At 71.5% G+C, this 19,603-nt stretch carries 13 protein-coding genes; 8 read left to right on the top strand and 5 right to left on the bottom strand.

Features of this window, described 5'->3' with window-relative positions:
• Positions 1-60 precede the first annotated feature (60 nt).
• Positions 61-2,982 (bottom strand): glycoside hydrolase family 48 protein, encoded by a 2,922-nt coding sequence (locus KUM32_RS29430; protein WP_217145016.1) that lies wholly within the window; start codon positions 2,980-2,982, stop codon positions 61-63.
• Positions 2,983-3,502: 520 nt separating this feature from the next.
• Here KUM32_RS29430 and KUM32_RS29425 point away from each other — a divergent pair.
• Both KUM32_RS29425 and KUM32_RS29420 read left to right on the top strand, forming a co-directional pair.
• Positions 3,503-5,206, top strand: a complete 1,704-nt coding sequence (locus KUM32_RS29425) for a glycoside hydrolase family 6 protein (protein WP_217145015.1) — start codon at positions 3,503-3,505, stop codon at positions 5,204-5,206.
• Positions 5,207-5,351: 145 nt separating this feature from the next.
• Entirely contained in the window at positions 5,352-6,254 is a 903-nt protein-coding gene (locus KUM32_RS29420; protein WP_217145014.1) for a trans-aconitate 2-methyltransferase, read from the top strand.
• Positions 6,255-6,597: 343 nt separating this feature from the next.
• On the opposite strand, the gene KUM32_RS29415 is transcribed toward KUM32_RS29420, so the two are convergent.
• The 3 genes from KUM32_RS29415 to KUM32_RS29405 all read right to left on the bottom strand — a co-directional run bounded on the left by KUM32_RS29415 (position 6,598) and on the right by KUM32_RS29405 (position 10,612).
• The gene (locus tag KUM32_RS29415) at positions 6,598-7,434 is read right to left on the bottom strand and encodes an aldo/keto reductase (protein ID WP_308408747.1); all 837 of its coding nucleotides are present in this window, start codon (positions 7,432-7,434) and stop codon (positions 6,598-6,600) included.
• 83 nt (positions 7,435-7,517) lie between these two features.
• Complete coding sequence (locus KUM32_RS29410; protein WP_217145013.1) at positions 7,518-9,344, bottom strand: long-chain fatty acid--CoA ligase; 1,827 nt, start codon at positions 9,342-9,344, stop codon at positions 7,518-7,520.
• 386 nt (positions 9,345-9,730) lie between these two features.
• Positions 9,731-10,612 carry a LysR substrate-binding domain-containing protein gene (locus KUM32_RS29405; protein ID WP_217145012.1) on the bottom strand — a complete coding sequence of 294 codons (882 nt, stop codon included), beginning with the start codon at positions 10,610-10,612 and terminating at the stop codon, positions 9,731-9,733.
• 242 nt (positions 10,613-10,854) lie between these two features.
• On the opposite strand from KUM32_RS29405, the gene KUM32_RS29400 reads away from it, so the two are divergent.
• Positions 10,855-11,865: a bile acid:sodium symporter family protein gene (locus KUM32_RS29400; RefSeq protein ID WP_217145046.1), complete on the top strand. Its 1,011-nt coding sequence runs from the start codon at positions 10,855-10,857 to the stop codon at positions 11,863-11,865.
• Between the two features lie 92 nt (positions 11,866-11,957).
• Here KUM32_RS29400 and fdhD read toward each other — a convergent pair whose 3' ends face one another.
• Positions 11,958-12,809, bottom strand: a complete 852-nt coding sequence (gene fdhD / locus KUM32_RS29395) for a formate dehydrogenase accessory sulfurtransferase FdhD (RefSeq protein WP_217145011.1) — start codon at positions 12,807-12,809, stop codon at positions 11,958-11,960.
• Between the two features lie 291 nt (positions 12,810-13,100).
• Between fdhD and KUM32_RS29390 the strand changes: the two genes are divergently transcribed.
• The 5 genes from KUM32_RS29390 to KUM32_RS29370 all read left to right on the top strand — a co-directional run bounded on the left by KUM32_RS29390 (position 13,101) and on the right by KUM32_RS29370 (position 19,569).
• Positions 13,101-14,048 (top strand): beta-ketoacyl-ACP synthase III, encoded by a 948-nt coding sequence (locus KUM32_RS29390; RefSeq protein ID WP_217145010.1) that lies wholly within the window; start codon positions 13,101-13,103, stop codon positions 14,046-14,048.
• Positions 14,049-14,476: 428 nt separating this feature from the next.
• On the top strand, positions 14,477-15,658 hold the full coding sequence (locus KUM32_RS29385) for an ROK family transcriptional regulator (protein ID WP_217145009.1): 1,182 nt from the start codon (positions 14,477-14,479) through the stop codon (positions 15,656-15,658).
• A 313-nt stretch (positions 15,659-15,971) separates the two neighbouring features.
• Positions 15,972-17,489 (top strand): sugar ABC transporter ATP-binding protein, encoded by a 1,518-nt coding sequence (locus tag KUM32_RS29380; protein WP_217145008.1) that lies wholly within the window; start codon positions 15,972-15,974, stop codon positions 17,487-17,489.
• Positions 17,486-18,505, top strand: a complete 1,020-nt coding sequence (locus KUM32_RS29375) for an ABC transporter permease (RefSeq protein ID WP_217145007.1) — start codon at positions 17,486-17,488, stop codon at positions 18,503-18,505. The genes KUM32_RS29380 and KUM32_RS29375 overlap by 4 nt, the downstream gene beginning before the upstream one ends.
• A 17-nt stretch (positions 18,506-18,522) precedes the next feature.
• Positions 18,523-19,569 carry a substrate-binding domain-containing protein gene (locus KUM32_RS29370; protein WP_217145006.1) on the top strand — a complete coding sequence of 349 codons (1,047 nt, stop codon included), beginning with the start codon at positions 18,523-18,525 and terminating at the stop codon, positions 19,567-19,569.
• Positions 19,570-19,603 lie beyond the last annotated feature (34 nt).

Here is a 19,603-nt window from a genome sequence, read left to right as displayed (position 1 = left end):
CCGGCCACGCACGGCCCGCAGCCGAAACACCCGCCCGACCCGCGGGGCGCTTCGCGGGGACTATTCGAGTAGCTCCGCGTACGAGCCCATGGCGAGGGCTATGTCCGCCTGGGCCCAGAACCGGTGATACGTGAACGTGGGCGCGGCACCGCCCCGGAGATAGTTCTCGATCTTCGACCAGGCCGGGTCGTCCTGGTAGAAGGACCGGATCGAGGAGAAGGTCGACGAGGCGTCGATCGTGTCGCCGTTCGGCATGGTCCCGGTCCAGCCGTTCGGGACGTACACCGGGTCGTCGAAGCGGTTGTAGTCGGCGCGGGTCTCCGGGACGGCGATGCCGAGCGCGTCCTGGTTGTTCTCCCACATGCCGTCGAGCAGGGCCTTCGCCGTGGCCGCGGCCTCCGTGTCACCGGAGCGGTCGGCGTAGTACGTCAGCGTCTTGGCGTACGCCGCCGCCACGCCGACGTCGTTGGTGTAGTCGGCGACGGTGACGTGCAGGTCACTGTTGGCGCCCGGGGCGGAGGCGTTCCAGGTGTCGGGCTTGCCCGACCACTGGAGCGTCGACGGGATCCGGAAACTGCCGTCGGGGTTGACCGTCGTCTCCGACAGCGCCCAGTCGACCCACTTGTCCAGGACCTCCTTAGCCTGGGCGTCACCGCTCTGCTGGTAGTACTCGGCGACCCGCTCCATGGACCACGCCTGGAAGCCGAACCACTGGTTGGACGGCGGGTCGTGGTACACGGGCTTCTCGTCGTAGTACATGCCGTAGAAGGTCGGCGTACCGGCCGGCGGCACGGCGTACCGGCCCGCCCAGCTGTTGGTCGCGCCGCCCGCGATGGCGCCCTCGTCGGACTGCAGCCAGCGGTAGAACTCCAGTTGCCGGTCGAGGGACTTGGCCCAGTCCGACGCGCCCGTGGCCGACTTGGGCTTCAGGTCGGCGTAGGTGCTCAGCGCGTAGGCGGCCAGCGGGTTCTGGTAGCCGCCGTGGGTGTGACTGGAGCCGATGCGCCAGGCCCAGCTCGCGGAGGTGTCCACCGCGCCGCCCCAGGCGTAGTACCAGGACAGCAGGTAGTGCGAGGAGTCCTTGCCGGTACCTGCGGGGCAGCTCGACTGTCCCACGCAGTTGCCGACCTTCTTGAAGTACTTGTCGAACATCGCGTAGCGCAGGTAGTCGCCCATCTTGGCGGCCTTGTCGAGGGTCCCGGCGATCTCGTCGCCCTTGCCCTGTTCCTCGGCCCAGAGGTCCGCCCAGTAGGCGGCCTGCACGGCCCGCGCGTCGGCGTCGGGGGCGTTGGTGAACTTCCACTGCTTCGCGTAGGAGGCGTCACCGGTGAACAGGTCCAGGTAGCCGTTCCTGCCGCCGTACTTGAAGGCGTCGCAGGTCGGCTGCGGCACCGTCTCCCACACCGATTCCTGCGCACCGCGCTGGAAGGTGTTGATGTACGACGGGCCGGTGTCCGACGGACCCGCCTCGCACGTGCCGGGCGAGTTGCCGTAGCCGTAGGTGTTGTCGACGTCCTGCAGCCAGTGCATGCCGTACACGTCGTCCGTGCCGTACGCCGACTTCAGCTCCCCGGCGATCGGGTCCTGGCCCACGGAGACCGTGCCGTCCAGCTTCGCCGGGTACTCGTTCGGCGTGTCCAGCTCGGGGGCGTAGGTCGCCGGCTTCGAGGCGTTGTAGGCGGAGTTGGTCGGCTGGTCGGCGTGGGTGGGGATCATGTACGTCTCCATGATCTCCCAGGCGTTGTTGAACCTGGACCAGTCGCCGGTCACCTTGCCGTACATGGCCTGGAGCCACAGCAGGTAGCTGTACGCCTCGGACGTGGTCTCGTGCCCGTGGTCCGGTGCCTCGACGATCAGGGTCTCGACCGAGTGGTAGGGGATGCCCTCGGGGGAGAAGTAGCCGTTCGCCGGGTCGGTGATCTTCCCGTAGAGCTCCAGGAAGCGGGCGTCGTAGTCCTTCGTGGCCGCCAGTTGGGTGACGGTGACCGTGGCCTTGCCGTGGCCGGGGGCCGTCGACTCGAAGACCGCGGATCCGGTGCCGGAGGCGTCGGCGGCGACGGTCACCCTCTGCGCGGTGTCCCAGTTCGCCGGGGTGAAGGTGAGGCTCGCCCCGCCGGTGACCGTCAGGCCCGTGTTGCCGCTCGCGCGGGACGTCGTGACGGTCACGTTCGCGGCCGGCTGTTTCGACAGCTTGACCTCGTACGTCCCCGACTCGCCCTGCTGCACGCCCAGTTGGGCGGGAGTGGCGACCACGGTCGGTCCCGAGGCGACCGTGATGCCGACCGGTGTGGAGTCGGCGGCGGCGCCCGTGCTGTCGTAGGCCTTCGCCACCAGTGAATGACTGCCCACGGTCAAACCGGAGGCGGAGTGGGTGTAGGGCGCGCTGGTGTCGGTGCCCAACAGGGTGGTGTCGTCGTAGAACTCCACCTTGCTGATCGTGGCTCCGTCGGCCGCGGCTGCCGTGGCGGCCAGGGGCACCGTCTCGCCCTGCGAGTACACGGCGCCCGCCTCCGGGCTGGTCAGCACGGCGATCGGCGGCTGGTGCGCCCCGGCGCAGACGGTGCCGTTGACGGTGAAGCTCGTCGGCGCGGTGTTGGTGCCGCTGTAGGTGAACTGCCCGCCGGTGGAGACGGCGGCCCCGGCGGCGATCCGCGCGTTGTACGAGGCGCTCTTCACGGTGACCGTCCGGCCGGACTGCGACCAGGTCCCGTTCCAGCCGTTCGTCAGCTTCTGGTCGCCGGCGTAGGCGTACGACAGGGTCCAGCCGTCGATGGCGTCGCCGCCGCGGTTGGTGAGCGTCAGCTCCGCGGTGAAACCGCTGCCCCAGTCGTTGGTCCGGTAGTCCACGCTGCACTGGAGCGCGGCCGCCCGGGCGGGGGTCGAACCGGTGCCCAGCATCGTCAGGGGGAGTGCGAGTGCCGCCAGCGCGGCGGTCCACAGCCGCCGTGCGGTGCGGCGTCCGGGTCTGTGTCGGGAGTGCATGGTGCTGGTTCCTCCTTGCGGCTCGGGGCGGGGAGGGGGAGCAACAAGCCTTGAACCAGTGGGAGCGCTCCCATAGTGAAGAGGGGGCCCAGGGCGGTCAAGGTGTGTGAAGAGTCGAAAAGATTCGACGGCCGTCGCCGGGAGAAAGTCGGTTACTCCTCTGTTCTTCACCGTCACTTGGCGCTACCTTCGCTGCACCAGTGGGAGCGGTTCCATCAGTCGACGCGTCCGTCACGGCGCGCCCGAACTGCAAGGAGTCGCTCATGCGACACCCCCCGTCCCACCTCCGCGTCCAGGACTCCCGGCCGCCGCCGCGGCCTGCCCGACGTGTCATCGGCCGGTGCGCCGGCCCGCACATCCCCCGGGTGCTCCCACCGTGCCCGCGGGTCGTTCCTGACCTCTGAACGCGCCTGACCTCCGCACGCGACGGCACCCCCATGCCGTTGGACAGCGGACCGCGCCGGGTGGAAGCGCGGCCCCGCACCAGAGCTCACCCCCACGAAAGAAGGAACCCGCACTCATGACCCGTACCAGAACCGCGATGCTCGCCGCCCTGACCCTGGTCGCCGGCGCCTCCGGCACGGCCCTCGCCGCGCACTCCGCGAACGCCGGCGCGGCCGCCGTCCCCTGTACCGTCGACTACAAGGTGCAGAACGACTGGGGCAGCGGCTTCACCGCCGCCGTGACCGTCACCAACAACGGGGCCGCCACCTCCAGCTGGTCGCTGGGGTGGACGTACGCCGGCAGCCAGAAGGTCACCAGCAGCTGGAACGCGAAGGTCTCCCAGAGCGGTGCCGCCGTGACCGCGGCCAACGAGTCCTACAACGGGACCCTGGCCACGGGCGGTTCGGCGAGCTTCGGCTTCCAGGGCACCTACAGCGGCAGCAACGCCGTCCCGGCCACCTTCACCCTCAACGGCGTGACCTGCAACGTCGACGCCGGCGGCCCGACCGACCCGCCGGAGCCGGGTGACAAGGTGAACAACCCGTACGACGGCGCCAAGGTCTACGTCAACCCGGAGTGGTCCGAGAAGGCCGCCGCCGAACCGGGCGGCAGCCGCATCGCGAACCAGCCCACCGGCGTGTGGCTCGACCGGATCGCCGCGATCAACGGCGTGAACGGCGGCATGGGGCTGCGCGACCACCTCGACGAGGCGCTGAGGCAGAAGGGTTCCGGCGAACTCGCCATCCAGCTCGTCATCTACAACCTGCCCGGCCGCGACTGCTCGGCCCTCGCCTCCAACGGCGAGCTGGGCCCGACGGAGATCGACAAGTACAAGACGCAGTACATCGACCCGATCACCGCGATCCTCGCCGACCCGAAGTACGCGGACCTGCGGATCGTCACCACGGTCGAGATCGACTCGCTGCCCAACCTGGTCACCAACGTCACCCCGCGGCCCACCGCCACGCCGAACTGCGACGTGATGAAGGCCAACGGCAACTACCAGAAGGGCGTCGGCTACGCCCTGAACAAGCTCGGCGACATCGGCAACGTCTACAACTACGTCGACGCCGGCCACCACGGCTGGCTCGGCTGGGACGACAACTTCGGCGCCTCCGCCGACATGTTCAAGACCGCCGCCACCACCGAGGGCGCGACCGTCGCCGACGTGCACGGCTTCATCGTCAACACCGCCAACTACAGCGCGCTGAAGGAGGACCACTTCAAGATCACGGACTCCGTGAACGGGACCTCCGTGCGCCAGTCCAAGTGGGTCGACTGGAACCGCTACACCGACGAGCTGTCCTACGCCCAGGCCATGCGCGACAAGCTGGTCTCCATCGGCTTCGACCAGAACCTCGGCATGCTGATCGACACCTCCCGCAACGGCTGGGGCGGCACCGCCCGGCCCACCGGACCGGGCGCGACGACCAGCGTGGACACCTACGTCGACGGCGGGCGCTACGACCGCCGCACCCACCTCGGCAACTGGTGCAACCAGTCCGGAGCCGGCCTGGGCGAGCGCCCGCAGGCCTCTCCCGCCGCCGGGATCGACGCGTACGTGTGGATGAAGCCCCCGGGCGAGTCCGACGGCGCGAGCAAGGAGATCCCGAACCCCGACGGCAAGGGCTTCGACCGGATGTGCGACCCCACGTACGAGGGCAACGCGCGCAACGGCTACAACCGGTCGGGCGCCCTGGCCGACGCCCCGATCTCCGGGCAATGGTTCTCCGCGCAGTTCCAGGAGCTGATGAAGAACGCCTACCCGCCGCTGTCGTGAGCGGAATCCCGCGCGGGTGACGCCGTCGGGGCCGGGTCCTTCCGACCGGGCCCCGGTGGCCGTTTTGCGGATACGGCAACAGAACTTGCCCCGCAGCGGTGAGTCGTCGCACGCTGACGGCACCGCGAACGGGAGGCTGACCACCATGGCGCACGACCCCCACCGGCACGACGCCGGACACCAGCACGGCCACGCTCACGACCACACCGACCTGGACTGGGCCGCGATGGCCCCGCTGCTCGAGGCCCAGGCCGAGCTCTACTCGCCGCTGTACCGGCAGGCCATGGACTGGCTGGCACGCGAAGTACCCGAGCCCGGTCTGGTCGTCGACGTCGGCAGCGGACCCGGGGTCGTGTCCGGCCTGTTCGCCGAGGCCTTCCCCGGCGCCCGCGTCGTCGCCGTCGACGGTGCCGGACCGCTGCTGGAGCGGGCCCGCGCCCGCGCGGCCCGGCTCGGCGTCGCCGACCGCTTCGGCACTCTCGCCGGCGACCTGCCCGGTGTGCTGGCCGAGCTCGACCGCCCCGCCGACCTGATGTGGGCGAGCCAGAGCCTGCACCACCTCGGCGACCAGCGGGCGGCCCTCGCCGCGCTCGCCGGGCACCTCGCACCCGGCGGCACGCTGGCGGTCCTGGAGGGCGGGCTGCCCGCCCGGTTCCTGCCCCGTGACCTCGGCTTCGGGCGCCCCGGACTGCAGGCGCGGCTGCGCGCCGCGGAGGAGGACGGGTTCGCCGAGATGCGCGCGAGTCTGCCCGGCTCCGTGGCCGAGGCCGAGGACTGGCCCGCGATGCTGACCGCCGCCGGTCTGAAGCACACCGGCACCCGCAGCTTCCTGCTGGACCTGCCCGCCCCCGTCTCCGACGAGACCCGCGCGTACGTCACCACCTCCCTGTCCCGGCTGCGCGACCAGATCGGGGACGGCCTCGACGCCGACGACCGGGCCACGCTGGACCGCCTGCTCGACCCCGGGGACGAGGCGAGCGTGCACCGGCGGCAGGACGTGTTCGTACTGGTGGCGCACACGGTCTACACGGCGGTACGGCCCGTCTGACGCGGACGGCACACGCGCGGGCCGCCGCGACAGGCGGACGGCGCACGCATGCGGGGCGGACGCGATCGTCGGACGGCGGTGCACACGTGCGGGGCGGACGCGACCGTCGGACGGCGGTGCACACGTGCGGGGCGACCGGCCGTCGGACGGCGCCACGCGCGGTGACCGCGAACACCGGGCGTCGCCCGCACGGGACGGCCGCGTCCGGCTCACCGGCCGCGCTCGCCGCCGGCGGCGGAGCATCCGCCGGGGGCACGCCCGGCACACGCACCGACTGGGACACACGCGCCCGACCGAGACACACGGAGGGGCCCACCGACCGGGCCCCTCCGCGGGCGCCGCCTCACTCCCCGTTGAACTCCGCCGGGTCCGGACCCAGACGCCGGTCCTCGTTCAGCGCGCTGATCGCCGCGAGGTCCTCGGTGTCCAGGGCGAAACCGAACACGTCGATGTTCTCCTTGATCCGGGACGGCGTCACGGACTTCGGGATCACCACGTTGCCGATCTGGAGGTGCCAGCGCAGCACGACCTGGGCCGGTGTGCGGCCGTGCTTCTGGGCGATCGCCACGATCGCCGGGATCTCCAGGATGCCCTTGCCGGAGCCGAGCGGGGACCAGGCCTCGGTGGCGATGCCCTGCTCCGCGTGGTACTCACGGGCGGCGTGCTGCTGGAGGTGCGGGTGGAGTTCGATCTGGTTGACCGCCGGGATGACCGACGTCTCGCCGATCAGGCGCTCCAGGTGCTCCGGGAGGAAGTTGGAGACACCGATGGCCCGGATCCGGCCGTCGGCGTGCAGCTTCTCGAACGCCTTGTACGTGTCGACGTACCGCTCCTTGGCCGGCATCGGCCAGTGGATCAGGTACAGGTCCACGTACTCGAGACCCAGCTTCTCCAGCGACGCGTCGAAAGCCCGCAGGGTGGAGTCGTACCCCTGGTCCTTGTTCCAGAGCTTGGTGGTGACGAAGAGGTCTTCGCGCGCCACGCCGGAAGCGGCGAGCGCCTTGCCGGTGCCCTCTTCATTGCCGTAGATCGCCGCTGTGTCGATGCTGCGGTACCCGGCCTCCAGGGCCTGTGCGACGGCCGTCTCGGCCTCGTCGTCCGGCACCTGCCAGACGCCGAAACCCAGCTGGGGCATCTCGACGCCGTTGTTCAGGATGATCGGGGGGACCTTGCTGCTCACGAGCTCTTGATCCTTCGGTTGTGGTCAGGTGGTACTCCTATCGTCAACGATCACGAGCCGTGATGCATTCCTGACCGGCGAACTCACATCCGGTACAGCGCCTCGACCTCCGTGCCGTAGGCCTTCTCGATGGCCCTGCGCTTGAGCTTCAGCGACGGCGTCAGCAGACCGTGCTCCTCGGTGAACGGCTGCGCCAGGACGCGGAAGGTGCGGATCGACTCGGCCTGGGACACGAGCGTGTTGGCCGCGACGACCGCGCGCCGCACCTCCGCCTCCAGATCGGCGTCGTGCACCAGGTCGGCCGGGGACTTCCGCGGCTTGTTGCGCATCGCCAGCCAGTGCTCGACCGCCTCCTGGTCGAGGGTGATGAGGGCGGCGACGTAGGGGCGGTCGTTGCCGACGACGATGCACTGGTTGACCAGCGGATGATCCCGCACGCGCTCCTCCAGCAGGCCCGGCGAGACGCTCTTGCCGCTGGAGGTCACCAGGATCTCCTTCTTGCGGCCGGTGATGGTGAGGTAGCCGTCCTCGTCGAGCGAGCCGAGGTCACCGGTGGCCAGCCAGCCGTCGTGCAGGGTCTCGCCGGTGGCCTTGGGGTTGTTGAGGTAGCCCTGGAAGACGTTGTCGCCGTTCAGCCAGATCTCGCCGTCGTCCGCGACCCGCACGGTGACGCCCGGTACGGGGCGGCCGACCGTGCCGTAGCGGGTGAGCCCGGGCGGGTTGGCGGTGGCCGCGGCCGTGGACTCGGTGAGGCCGTAGCCCTCGTAGATCTGGACGCCCGCGCCCGCGAAGAACAGGCCGAGCCGCCGGTCCATCGCCGAGCCGCCCGACATGGCGTTGCGGATGCGCCCGCCCATCGCGGCCCGCACCTTGGCGTAGACGAGCTTGTCGAAGAGCTGGTGCTGCACGCGCAGAGCCGCCGACGGGCCGGGCCCGGTGCCCCAGGCCTTCGCCTCCACGGCCTCCGCGTACTTCACGGCCACGTCGACGGCCTTCTCGAAGGGACCGGCCCTGCCCTCCTTCTCGGCCCTGCGCCGGGCCGCCTCGTACACCTTCTCGAAGATGTACGGCACGGCCAGGATGAAGGTCGGCCGGAAGGCGGCCAGGTCGGGCAGGAGGGCGGCGGCGTTGAGCTGCGGCTGGTGGCCGAAGCGGACCCGGCCGCGGATCGCCGCGACCTCCACCATCCGGCCGAAGACGTGGGCGAGGGGCAGGAACAGCAGGGTCGCCGCCTCGTCGCCCCTCCTGGAGTGGAACACCGGCTCCCAGCGCTCGATGACGGTGTCCGCCTCGTACATGAAGTTGCCGTGCGAGATGACACAGCCCTTGGGGCGGCCCGTGGTGCCGGAGGTGTAGATGACGGTGGCGACCGTGTCGGGCGTGACCGCCCTCCGGTGCCGGTGCACCACCTCGTCGTCGAGGTGGGCGCCGGCGTCGTACAGCTCCTGGACGGCGCCGGCGTCGAGCTGCCACAGGCCGCGCAGGCGGGGCAGCCGGTCGATGACGGTGGCGATGGTCATCGCGTGGTCCTCGTGCTCCACGACCGCGGCCGTCACCTCGGCGTCGTACAGCATCCACAGGCACTGCTCGGCCGACGAGGTCGGGTAGACGGGCACCACCTGGGCGCCGATCGTCCACAGGGCGAAGTCGAAGAGCGTCCACTCGTAGCGGGTGCGGGACATGATGGCGACCCGGTCGCCGAAGCGGACTCCCTGGGCGAGCAGGCCCTTGGCGAGGGCCAGCACCTCGTCGCAGAACGCGCCGGCGGTCACCTCCCGCCACTGCCCGGTCTCGTCCTTGCGGCCCAGCGCGATGTGCTGCGGGTCCTCCTGGGCGTGCCGGAAGACGGCGTCGGCCAGACCACCCACCGGTGGCGCCGACGTCGACGGAGGATTGGTGAACTCGCGCAAACCCCGCTCCCCACTCCTGGTGACGCCCCGCACAGCGCGGTGAAAGCTACCCCACGCACGGCGGGGGCGGGAGGGGCGTCACGGGCGGACAGCACGCGTGTTCGCGCTGGTCAGCGAGAGGAAATGCGCTCACATGGGGCGGGGTCGGACAGTTTCCTGACGGTTGGGTAAGTATCGGCGCACCAATCTCCACCGAATCTGTACGACCCGCTTACCGCCGGTACGGGGCCCGCCGGGACCGCCTCTTCCTCCTGCGCCCGCGAGGCCGTGCGGCACGGCGAGGCGTCCCCACGCCCGCGTCGGGGCGAGCGGCTCATCTGGCCTGGCTCATCTGTCCCGGCTCCCCTGTCCCGGCTCATTTCTCCCGGCTCCCCTGTCCCGGCTCCCTATGCGAGGCCCGTGCGCCGGGGCCGGTGCAGGCGGTCGCCGCCCGCCAGGATCGCCGACGCCAGGGCGTCCGCCGCGTCCTGGGCCGAGGCCCGGCGCCGGCCGTGCACCAGCACGAAGTCGACCCGGCCCAGCTCCGGCAGGCCGGCCCGGTCCGGCACCCGTACCAGGCCGGGCGGAATGAGCCCGCGCGAGTGCGCCATCACGCCGAGGCCCGCGCGGGCCGCCGCGATCAGGCCGTTCAGGCTGCCGCTGGTGCACGCGACGCGCCACTCGCGGCCCTGCCGCTGCAGTGCCTCCAGCGCGAGCGCGCGGGTGATGCCCGGTGGCGGATAGACGATGAGCGGCACCGGGCGGTCCGGGTCGACGCGCAGCCGCTCGGCGCCGATCCACACCAGCCGGTCCCGCCAGACCGGCTCGCCCTGCGGGTCCTTCGGCCGCCGCTTGGCCAGCACCAGGTCGAGCTTTCCGGCGGCCAGCTGCTCGTGCAGCGTGCCCGACAGCTCCACCGTCAGCTCCAGGTCGACCTCCGGATGGTCGTGCCGGAAGCCCTCCAGGATCTCCGGCAGCCGGGTCAGCACGAAGTCCTCGGACGCCCCGAACCGCAGCCGCCCGCGCAGCCGGGTGCCGGTGAAGAAGGCCGACGCCTGCTCGTGGACCTCCAGGATCCGGCGCGCGAAACCGAGCATCGCCTCCCCGTCCTCGGTCAGTTCCACGGAGTGCGTGTCACGCGTGAACAACTGCCGCCCGGTGGCGTCCTCCAGCCGCCGCACGTGCTGGCTCACCGTCGACTGGCGCAGCCCGAGCCGCCGTGCCGCCTGCGTGAAGCTCAGCGTCTGGGCCACGGTCAGGAAGGTCCGCAGATGGGAGGGGTCGTACACGCGGCCCACCGTACCCGGTCATCGCGACGCGTGATGACAGTGAGAGCGGTGTACCGGATTCCCGATCGCGGGGTGAGGGAGCACGATGGAGCGGGGACCCGGGACCCCACTGGAGCACGAGAGCCGGAGCACGAGAGTTGGAGCACGAAAGCCGGGGCACGAGAGCCGGAGCACGAAGAGAACGAGCGATCGAGCGATCGAGTAAGTGGAGCACCGTGAAACGCCTGCGACGGCCGCGTCGGATGCCGGTCGACCCGTACATCCTGCTGCTGCTCGGGACGGTGGGCCTCGCGGCGCTGCTGCCGGCCCGTGGAACGGGCGCCGACGTCGCCTCGGGTGCCTCCACGCTCGCGATCGCGTTCCTCTTCTTCCTCTACGGCGCCCGGCTCTCCACCCGCGAGGCGATGGACGGGGTGCGGCACTGGCGGCTCCACGTCACCGTGCTGGCCTGCACCTTCGTCGTCTTCCCGCTCCTGGGCCTCGCGTCCCGCGGGCTCGTCCCGTTCTTCCTGACCGACCCCCTCCACCAGGGCCTGCTATTCCTCACCCTGGTCCCGTCCACCATCCAGTCGTCGATCGCCTTCACGTCCATGGCCCGCGGCAACGTGCCCGCGGCGATCTGCGCGGGCTCGTTCTCCTCGCTGGTGGGCATCGTCGTCACGCCGCTGCTGGCCGCCGCCCTCCTCGGCGGCAGCGGGGGCGGGTTCTCCGCCGACTCGGTGGTGAAGATCGTGCTGCAACTGCTGGTGCCGTTCGTCGCCGGGCAGGTGCTGCGCCGCTGGATCGGCGGATTCGTGGCCCGGCACAAGAAGGTGCTCGGACTCGTCGACCGCGGCTCGATCCTCCTCGTCGTCTACACGGCGTTCAGTGAGGGCATGGTGCAGGGCGTCTGGCACCAGGTGAGCCCCGTCCGGCTGGCCGGCCTGCTGGCCGTGGAGGCGGTACTGCTCGCCGTGATGCTGCTGCTGACCTGGTACGGGGCGAGGGGGCTGGGCTTCGGCCGGGAGGACCGGATCGCGATCCAGTTCGCCGGGTCGAAGAAGTCCCTCGCCGCGGGCCTGCCCATGGCGAGCGTCCTGTTCGGTGCGCACGCCTCACTGGCCGTGCTGCCGCTGATGCTCTTCCACCAGATGCAGCTGATGGTGTGCGCGGTCATCGCCAAACGCCGGTCGCACGACCCGGAGGCGGTCGCCTCGGACGAACGGGACGCGGCGGCCCGGGCGACCGTCGGCAGCGGACCACGGCGGGGTTGAGCGGTGCGGCGGCGAGGGCGGGGCCGGGCGGCCCGCGCCGCAGGGGGCGCCCCTGCCGGCCGGGGCCACGCCCCGGGTGCCGGAGAGGTGGCTCACCCCTGCGTGGCCGCCGCCCGCAGGGCGACGCGCTCCTCGCCCGCGTACACGTTCATGGAGGCACCCCGCAGGAAGCCCACCAGCGTCAGCCCCGTCTCGGTGGCCAGGTCCACCGCCAGCGAGGACGGCGCCGACACCGCGGCCAGCACCGGGATGCCCGCCATCACCGCCTTCTGCGCCAGCTCGAAGGAGGCCCGGCCCGACACCAGCAGCACGGACCGGGACAGCGGCAGGTCCCCGGTCTGCAGGGCGCGGCCGACCAGCTTGTCGACCGCGTTGTGCCGGCCCACGTCCTCCCGTACGTCGACCAGTTCCCCGTCCTCGGTGAACAGGGCAGCCGCGTGCAGTCCGCCGGTCCGGTCGAAGACCCGCTGGGCGGCGCGCAGCCGGTCGGGCAGGCCCGCCAGCAGCTGCGGCGTGACGCGGACCGGGGGAGTGTCGGCGAGGGGCCAGCGGGCCGTCGTGCGCACCGCGTCCAGGCTCGCCTTGCCGCACAGCCCGCAGGACGAGGTCGTGTAGACGTTCCGTTCCAGCGTGATCTCGGGGATCAGCACGTCCGACGCCGTCTGCACGTCCACCACGTTGTACGTGTTGGAGCCTCCCTCGCCCGTGGCGCCCGCGCAGTAGACGATGTTCCGCAGGTCGCCCCGCTCGGCGAGCACCCCCTCGCTGACCAGGAAACCGGCGGCGAGGGCGAAGTCGTCGCCCGGAGTGCGCATCGTGATCGCGAGCGGTCTGCCGTTCAGCCGGATCTCCAGCGGTTCCTCGGCGACGAGCGTGTCCGGGCGGGTGGAGACCGCACCGTCCCGTACGCGGATCACCTTGCGTCGTTCCGTGACTCGTCCCATGTCGCGTGTCCCGATTCCCGTGTGGCGTGCACCGTGTCCCGTGTGCCGGTCCGTCCCCGCTCATTGTCCTGCACGCAGGCCTCCCCACCGCCGCCCTGCCAGGTCGGCGCGATCCACGGACGGCTGCCCACCGCCCGGTTCCTCACCGGGTGACGCCGCCGGGGGCGCCCGGGATGCTGACCGAAGCCGACAAGGCGCGCGCCGGTTTCCTGTCGCTTCACCTGCCGTCGTACCCGTCGGTCACTGAACACACTGGTGGACCCGGTCCCCGAGGCAGCGAGGATTCCACCCATGCACGGCTCCCGCATCACCGCCGTCGGCCACTATCAGCCGGCCAGGGTTCTCACCAACGAGGACCTGGCGGGCATGGTCGACACCAGCGACGAGTGGATCAGGAGCCGGGTGGGCATCCACTCCCGCCGTATCGCGGGGCCCGACGAGCCGGTCGACGAGCTGGCCGGTCACGCCGCCGCCAAGGCCCTCGCGTCGGCCGGACTGACGCCGGCCGACGTGGACCTGGTGCTGGTCGCCACCTCCACCGCGATCGACCGTTCCCCGAACACCGCCGCCCGTGTCGCGGCCCGCCTCGGCATGCCGGCACCCGCGGTCCTGGACGTCAACGTCGTGTGCGCGGGCTTCACCCACGCCCTGGCCACCGCCGACCACGCCGTCCGGGCCGGTTCGGCGAGCCGCGCCCTCGTCATCGGCGCGGACAAGATGTCCGAGGTGACCGACTGGACCGACCGCACCACCTGCGTGCTCGTCGGCGACGGGGCGGGGGCCGCCGTCGTGGAGGCCTGCGCCCCGGGCGAGGAGGCGGGGATCGGCCCCGTGCTGTGGGGGTCGGTGCCCGAGATGGGCAACGCGGTCCGCATAGAGGGCACGCCCCCGAGGTTCGCGCAGGAGGGGCAGAGCGTCTACCGCTGGGCCACCACACGACTGCCCGCCATCGCACGCCAGGCCTGCGAGCGGTCCGGACTGGAACCGGCCGACCTCGCGGCGGTCGTCCTGCACCAGGCGAACCTGCGGATCATCGAACCCCTCGCCGCGAAGATCGGCGCCGTCAACGCCGTCGTCGCCCGCGATGTCGTCGAATCCGGCAACACCTCGGCGGCGAGCATCCCGCTCGCCCTCTCCAAGCTGGTGGAGCGCGGCGAGATCACCAGCGGGGACCCGGTACTGCTCTTCGGCTTCGGCGGCAACCTCTCCTACGCCGGGCAGGTCGTCCGCTGTCCCTGAGCCACCCCGGTGAGGCCTTGGCGTGGCGCGGACTGCTCCCGGCCGGCGGGCCCCGGACCCCGACCCCTGTGCGTCGTGGACATCGCCGCGCAGGCGGCCGCCCGGGTGCGCCGATGCGCGGACACACGGAGCGGATGGAGGGTGGAACAGGCGGAGCACCTGGGGCGCACAGAGCACATACGGCCCTCGAACCACGTGTGATCCAGCGCTTGACCCGCGATCCGTCCTGAACTGCGCGCGTCTGCCCGAACTGTCCCCGTCGAGGTCGACCTTCTTTGTCCTCTCAGTGGAGAAAGTTCGCAGCAATTCATGCGCGACTTCTTCCCACACCCGACGGCCGCTGCTACGTTCCCTCCGAAAGCAAGCCACGGACGCGACCGAAACGGGCGCGCTCAAGCCATTGAGGCGGGGAGGGGCTCGTGAGACGCATGACGGCACGACCCGCGAACGCCCACCAAGCCCGACTGCTCCAGCTGTTGCGCGACGGTGGCCCCAACTCCCGAGCCCAGCTCGGCGACCAGGTGGACCTCTCCCGGTCCAAGCTGGCCGTGGAGGTGGACCGGCTGCTGGAGACGGGGCTCGTCGTGGCCGACGGACTCGCCGCCTCGCGCGGCGGACGCCGTTCCCACAACGTCCGTCTCAATCCCGAACTACGCCTGCTCGGCGTCGACATCGGCGCGACCTCGGTCGACGTCGCCGTCACCAACGCCGAACTGGAGATCCTCGGGCACATCAACCAGCCCCTGGACGTACGCGAGGGACCGGTCGCGGTCTTCGAGTACGTCCTGTCCATGGCCGCCAAGTTGCGGGCCTCGGGTCTGGCGGAGGGCTTCGACGGCGCCGGCATCGGCGTCCCGGGACCGGTCCGCTTCCCCGAGGGCGTACCGGTGGCTCCGCCGATCATGCCGGGCTGGGACGGCTTTCCCGTGCGGGAGGCGCTCAGCCAGGAACTCGGCTGCCCGGTCATGGTCGACAACGACGTGAACCTGATGGCGTTGGGGGAGCAGCACGCGGGCGTCGCCCGCACCGTGCACGACTTCCTCGTCGTCAAGATCGGTACCGGTATCGGCTGCGGCATCGTCGTCGGCGGTGACGTCTACCGGGGGACGACGGGCAGCGCGGGCGACATCGGGCACATCCAGGCCGTGCCCGACGGACGACCGTGCGCCTGCGGCAACCGGGGCTGCCTGGAGGCCCACTTCAGCGGCGCGGCACTGGCCCGCGACGCCACGGAGGCCGCCGAGCAGGGCCTGTCGGCCGAGCTCGCGAACCGGCTGGAGGCGAACGGGGGCCTCAGTGCCGCCGACGTCGCCGCCGCGGCCGCCGCGGGCGACGCCACCGCACTCGAGCTGATCCGGGAGGGCGGCCGCAGCACCGGCCAGGTCATCGCCGGCCTGGTCAGCTTCTTCAACCCGGGTCTCGTGGTGATCGGCGGCGGGGTGACCGGCCTCGGCCACAACCTGCTCGCCGCGATCCGTACCCAGGTCTACCGCCAGTCGCTGCCGCTGGCGACCGGCAACCTGCCCATCGTCCTGGGGGAGCTGGGCCCCACCGCCGGAGTCATCGGCGCGGCCCGGCTGATCAGCGACCACCTGTTCTCACCCGCGTAGGACCGTCTGTTCACCCGCGTAGGCACCGTCGTCCCACCCGCGTAGGCACCTCCGTCCCACCCGCACGGGCACCACCTGCCACCCGCCCGGGCACCACCCGTGGCACCCGTATCGGCACCACCCGGTTCGTGAGCTCCACCCGCACCCTGCTCCGCACTGCTCGCACCGCACGCCCTTGCTCCAGGCCGCTTCGCACCGCACGCCTCTGTTCCACGCTGCCCCACACCGCACGGCCCTGTCCCACCTCTGTTCCATCCCGACCCGCCCTGCTCTGCCCTGACACCGGCCCGCACGCCCGCCGAGGGGACCACACATGGCACCAGAACCACCGCTGCTCAGCATGTCCGGCATCACCAAGTCGTTCCCCGGAGTCCGGGCCCTGGACGGCGTCGACCTCGACGTCCAGGCCGGCGAGGTGCACTGCCTGCTCGGCCAGAACGGCGCCGGGAAGTCCACCCTCATCAAGGTCCTGGCCGGAGCCCACCAGCCCGACACCGGCACCATCCGCTGGCGCGGCGAGGACGTCACCCTGCGCTCGCCCATCGCGGCCATGCGCCTCGGCATCGCCACCATCTACCAGGAGCTCGACCTGGTGGAGCACCTGTCGGTCGCCGAGAACGTCCACCTCGGCCACGAGCCGACCACCGCCGGCTTCGTCGTACGGGGGAGGGCGGCCAGGGCGTCGACGGCCCAGCTCCTCAGGCGACTCGGCCACCCGGAGGTCGATCCGGGGCGGCTGGTCGGGGAGCTCTCGGCGGCGCAGCAGCAGATCGTGTCCATGGCGCGGGCGCTCTCGCACGACGTACGGCTGATCGTGATGGACGAGCCGTCCGCCGCGCTCGACCCGGAGGAGGTGGACAACCTCTTCCGCATCGTCGCCGACCTCACCGCCGACGGTGTCGCCGTCGTCTACATCTCGCACCGCCTGGAGGAGATCCGCCGCATCGGCGACCGGGTCACCGTCCTCAAGGACGGCCGGGCCGTCGCCGGCGGGCTGCCCGCCAAGTCGACGCCGACCCGGGAGGTGGTGGCGCTGATGACCGGGCGCAACGTCGAGTACGTCTTCCCCGACCGGCCGGCCTCGCCGCCCCGGGGCGAACCCGTGCTGAGCGTGCGGGGACTGGCCAGGGACGGCGAGTTCGCCCCCCTCGACCTGGACGTCCGCCCCGGCGAGATCGTCGGCCTCGCCGGACTCGTCGGCTCCGGCCGCTCCGAGATCCTGGAGACGGTCTACGGGGCCCGCAGGGCGAGCGCCGGCGAGGTCCTCGTCGACGGCCGTCCGCTGCGGCCGGGCAGTGTGCGCGCCGCCGTCCGCGCCGGGCTGGGACTCGCCCCCGAGGAACGCAAGGCGCAGGCCCTGCTGATGCTGGAGTCCGTCACCCGCAACGTGTCGGTCTCCGCCATGTCCCGCTTCTCGCGCGGCGGCTGGATCGACCGCGGCGCCGAACTGGACGCGGCCCGTACGGCGACCCGCGAGCTGTCGCTGCGGCCCGACAACCCCTCCGTGCCCGTGCGCACCCTGTCCGGCGGCAACCAGCAGAAGGCGGTCCTCGCCCGCTGGCTGCTGCGCGGCTGCCGGGTCCTGCTGCTCGACGAACCCACCCGCGGCGTCGACGTCGGCGCCCGCGCCGAGCTGTACGCGGTCATCCGCCGCCTCGCCGACGAGGGCCTCGCCGTGCTGCTGGTCTCCAGCGAGGTGCCCGAGGTGCTCGGCCTCGCCGACCGCGTGCTGGTGCTGCGCGAGGGCCGCGTCGTGCACGAGGCCCCCGCCCGCGAACTCGACGAACACCGCGTACTCGACCTCGTGATGGAAGGAAGCCCGGCGTCATGACGCAGCACGTGTCCCCGCCACGGGGCGGCACCGGCAAGGCGGCCCCGGTGGACGGTCCGCCCGCCTGGCGGAGCCTGACGGCCCACGCCGACCTGCGCATCCTCACCCTGCTCGGGGTGCTCGCCGTACTGGTCCTCATCGGCGGCATCACCCAGCCCGACGCGTTCCTCGACACCCGCAACCTGCAACTGGTGCTCACCCAGGCGTCCGTGATCGGCGTCGTCACCGTCGGCATGACCTTCGTGATCGTCTCCGGCGGCATCGACCTGTCCGTCGGCGCGATCGTCGCCCTGTCCTCGGTGTGGGCCACCACGGTCGCCACCCAGGAGTACGGCTTCGCCGGCATCCTCTTCACCGCGGTCGTCGTCGGAGTGGGCTGCGGCCTGGTCAACGGGGTGCTCATCGCGTACGGGGCGATCGTCCCGTTCATCGCCACCCTCGCCATGCTGGCCTCGGCGCGCGGCCTCGCGCTCCAGATCACCGACGGCCGGACCCAGGTCGTCACGGTCCCCGGCGTGCTGGACCTCGGCGAGCGGGACGCCTACGTGCTCGGCATCCCGCCCCTGGTGCTGGTGTTCGCGGCCGTCACCGTCATCGGCTGGTTGGTGCTCAACCGGACCACCTTCGGGCGCCGCACGGTCGCCGTCGGCGGCAACGCGGAGGCCGCCCGGCTCGCCGGCATCGACGTCCGCCGCCAACGGCTCTACCTCTACCTGCTCTCCGGCCTGTGCTGCGGCATCGCCGCCTTCCTGCTGATCGTCCTGGCCGGCTCCGGCCAGAACACCAACGGCAACCTCTACGAACTCGACGCCATCGCCGCCGCGATCATCGGCGGCACCCTGCTCAGCGGCGGGCGCGGCACCATCGTCGGCTCCGTGCTCGGTGTCCTGATCTTCACCACGATCACCAACATCTTCGCCCTGAACAACCTGCAGAGCGACGTCCAGCAGATCGCCAAGGGCGCGATCATCGTCGCCGCCGTGCTGGTCCAGCGCCGTACCGCAAGCACGCACTGAGGAAAGGGTTCACCGCCATGTCGAAGCTCACGAGTCGCAGAGGACTGCTCTTCGGAGCCGCCGCCGTGTCCGCCGGTGCCGTCCTCACGGGGTGCACCAGCAACGACCCGGACGACGCCGACGACAAGCCGGCCGCCAACGACCAGCCGGCCGCCGACGACAAGCCGGGCAAGCAGGTCACGATCGGCTACGCCGGCCCGCAGGCCGACCACGGCTGGCTCAACGCCATCAACGACAACGCCAAGAAGCGCGCCGAGAAGTACTCGGACGTGACCCTGGAGGTCACCGAGGGCTCCAACGACACCGCGCAGCAGATCGGCCAGATCGAGACCCTCATCAACAAGAAGGTCGACGTCCTGGTGGTGCTGCCCGCCGACGGCAAGGCGCTCACCCAGGTCGGGCTGAAGGCGATGCGCGCCGGCATTCCGGTCGTCAACCTCGACCGCGTCTTCAACAGCCCCCAGGCCTACCGCTGCTGGATCGGCGGCGACAACTACGGCATGGGCCTCAACGCCGGCCACTACATCGGTGAGAAACTGAAGGACAAGGCCGATGCGCGCGTGATCGAGCTGGCCGGCCTGGACAACCTGGAGCTGACCAAGCAGCGCACCCAGGGCTTCGACGACGCCCTGAAGAACTACCCCAACATCCGGAAGGTGGCCCGCCAGGCGGCCGACTTCACCGTCGAGTCCGGGCAGGCCAAGATGGCCCAGCTGCTCCAGGCCCAGTCGGAGTTCGACGCCCTGTGGAACCACGACGACGACCAGGGCGTGGGCGCGCTGCGCGCCATCGAGCAGGCCGGTCGCGACGACTTCCTGATGGTCGGCGGCGCGGGCGCGCTCTCCGCCTTCGAGGCCATCAAGGCGGACCGCGGCGTCCTGAAGGCGACCGTGCTGTACCCGCCGACCATGGCCGCCTCCGCGATCGACCTGGCCCGCGCCCTCGGTCAGGGCAAGGGCGTCGGCGGTCTCGCCGAGTTCGAGATCCCCTCGTCGCTGACCTGCTACTCGGCCGTCGTCGACAAGGAGAACGTCGACCAGTACATGTCCACGGGCTTCAAGTGAGGGCCCCCGCCCCGCGCACGGCCTGACCAGCCCG

The sequence above is a fragment of the Streptomyces sp. AC627_RSS907 genome, assembly GCF_019049165.1.
This window is presented reverse-complemented; position numbering and strand designations above follow the sequence as displayed.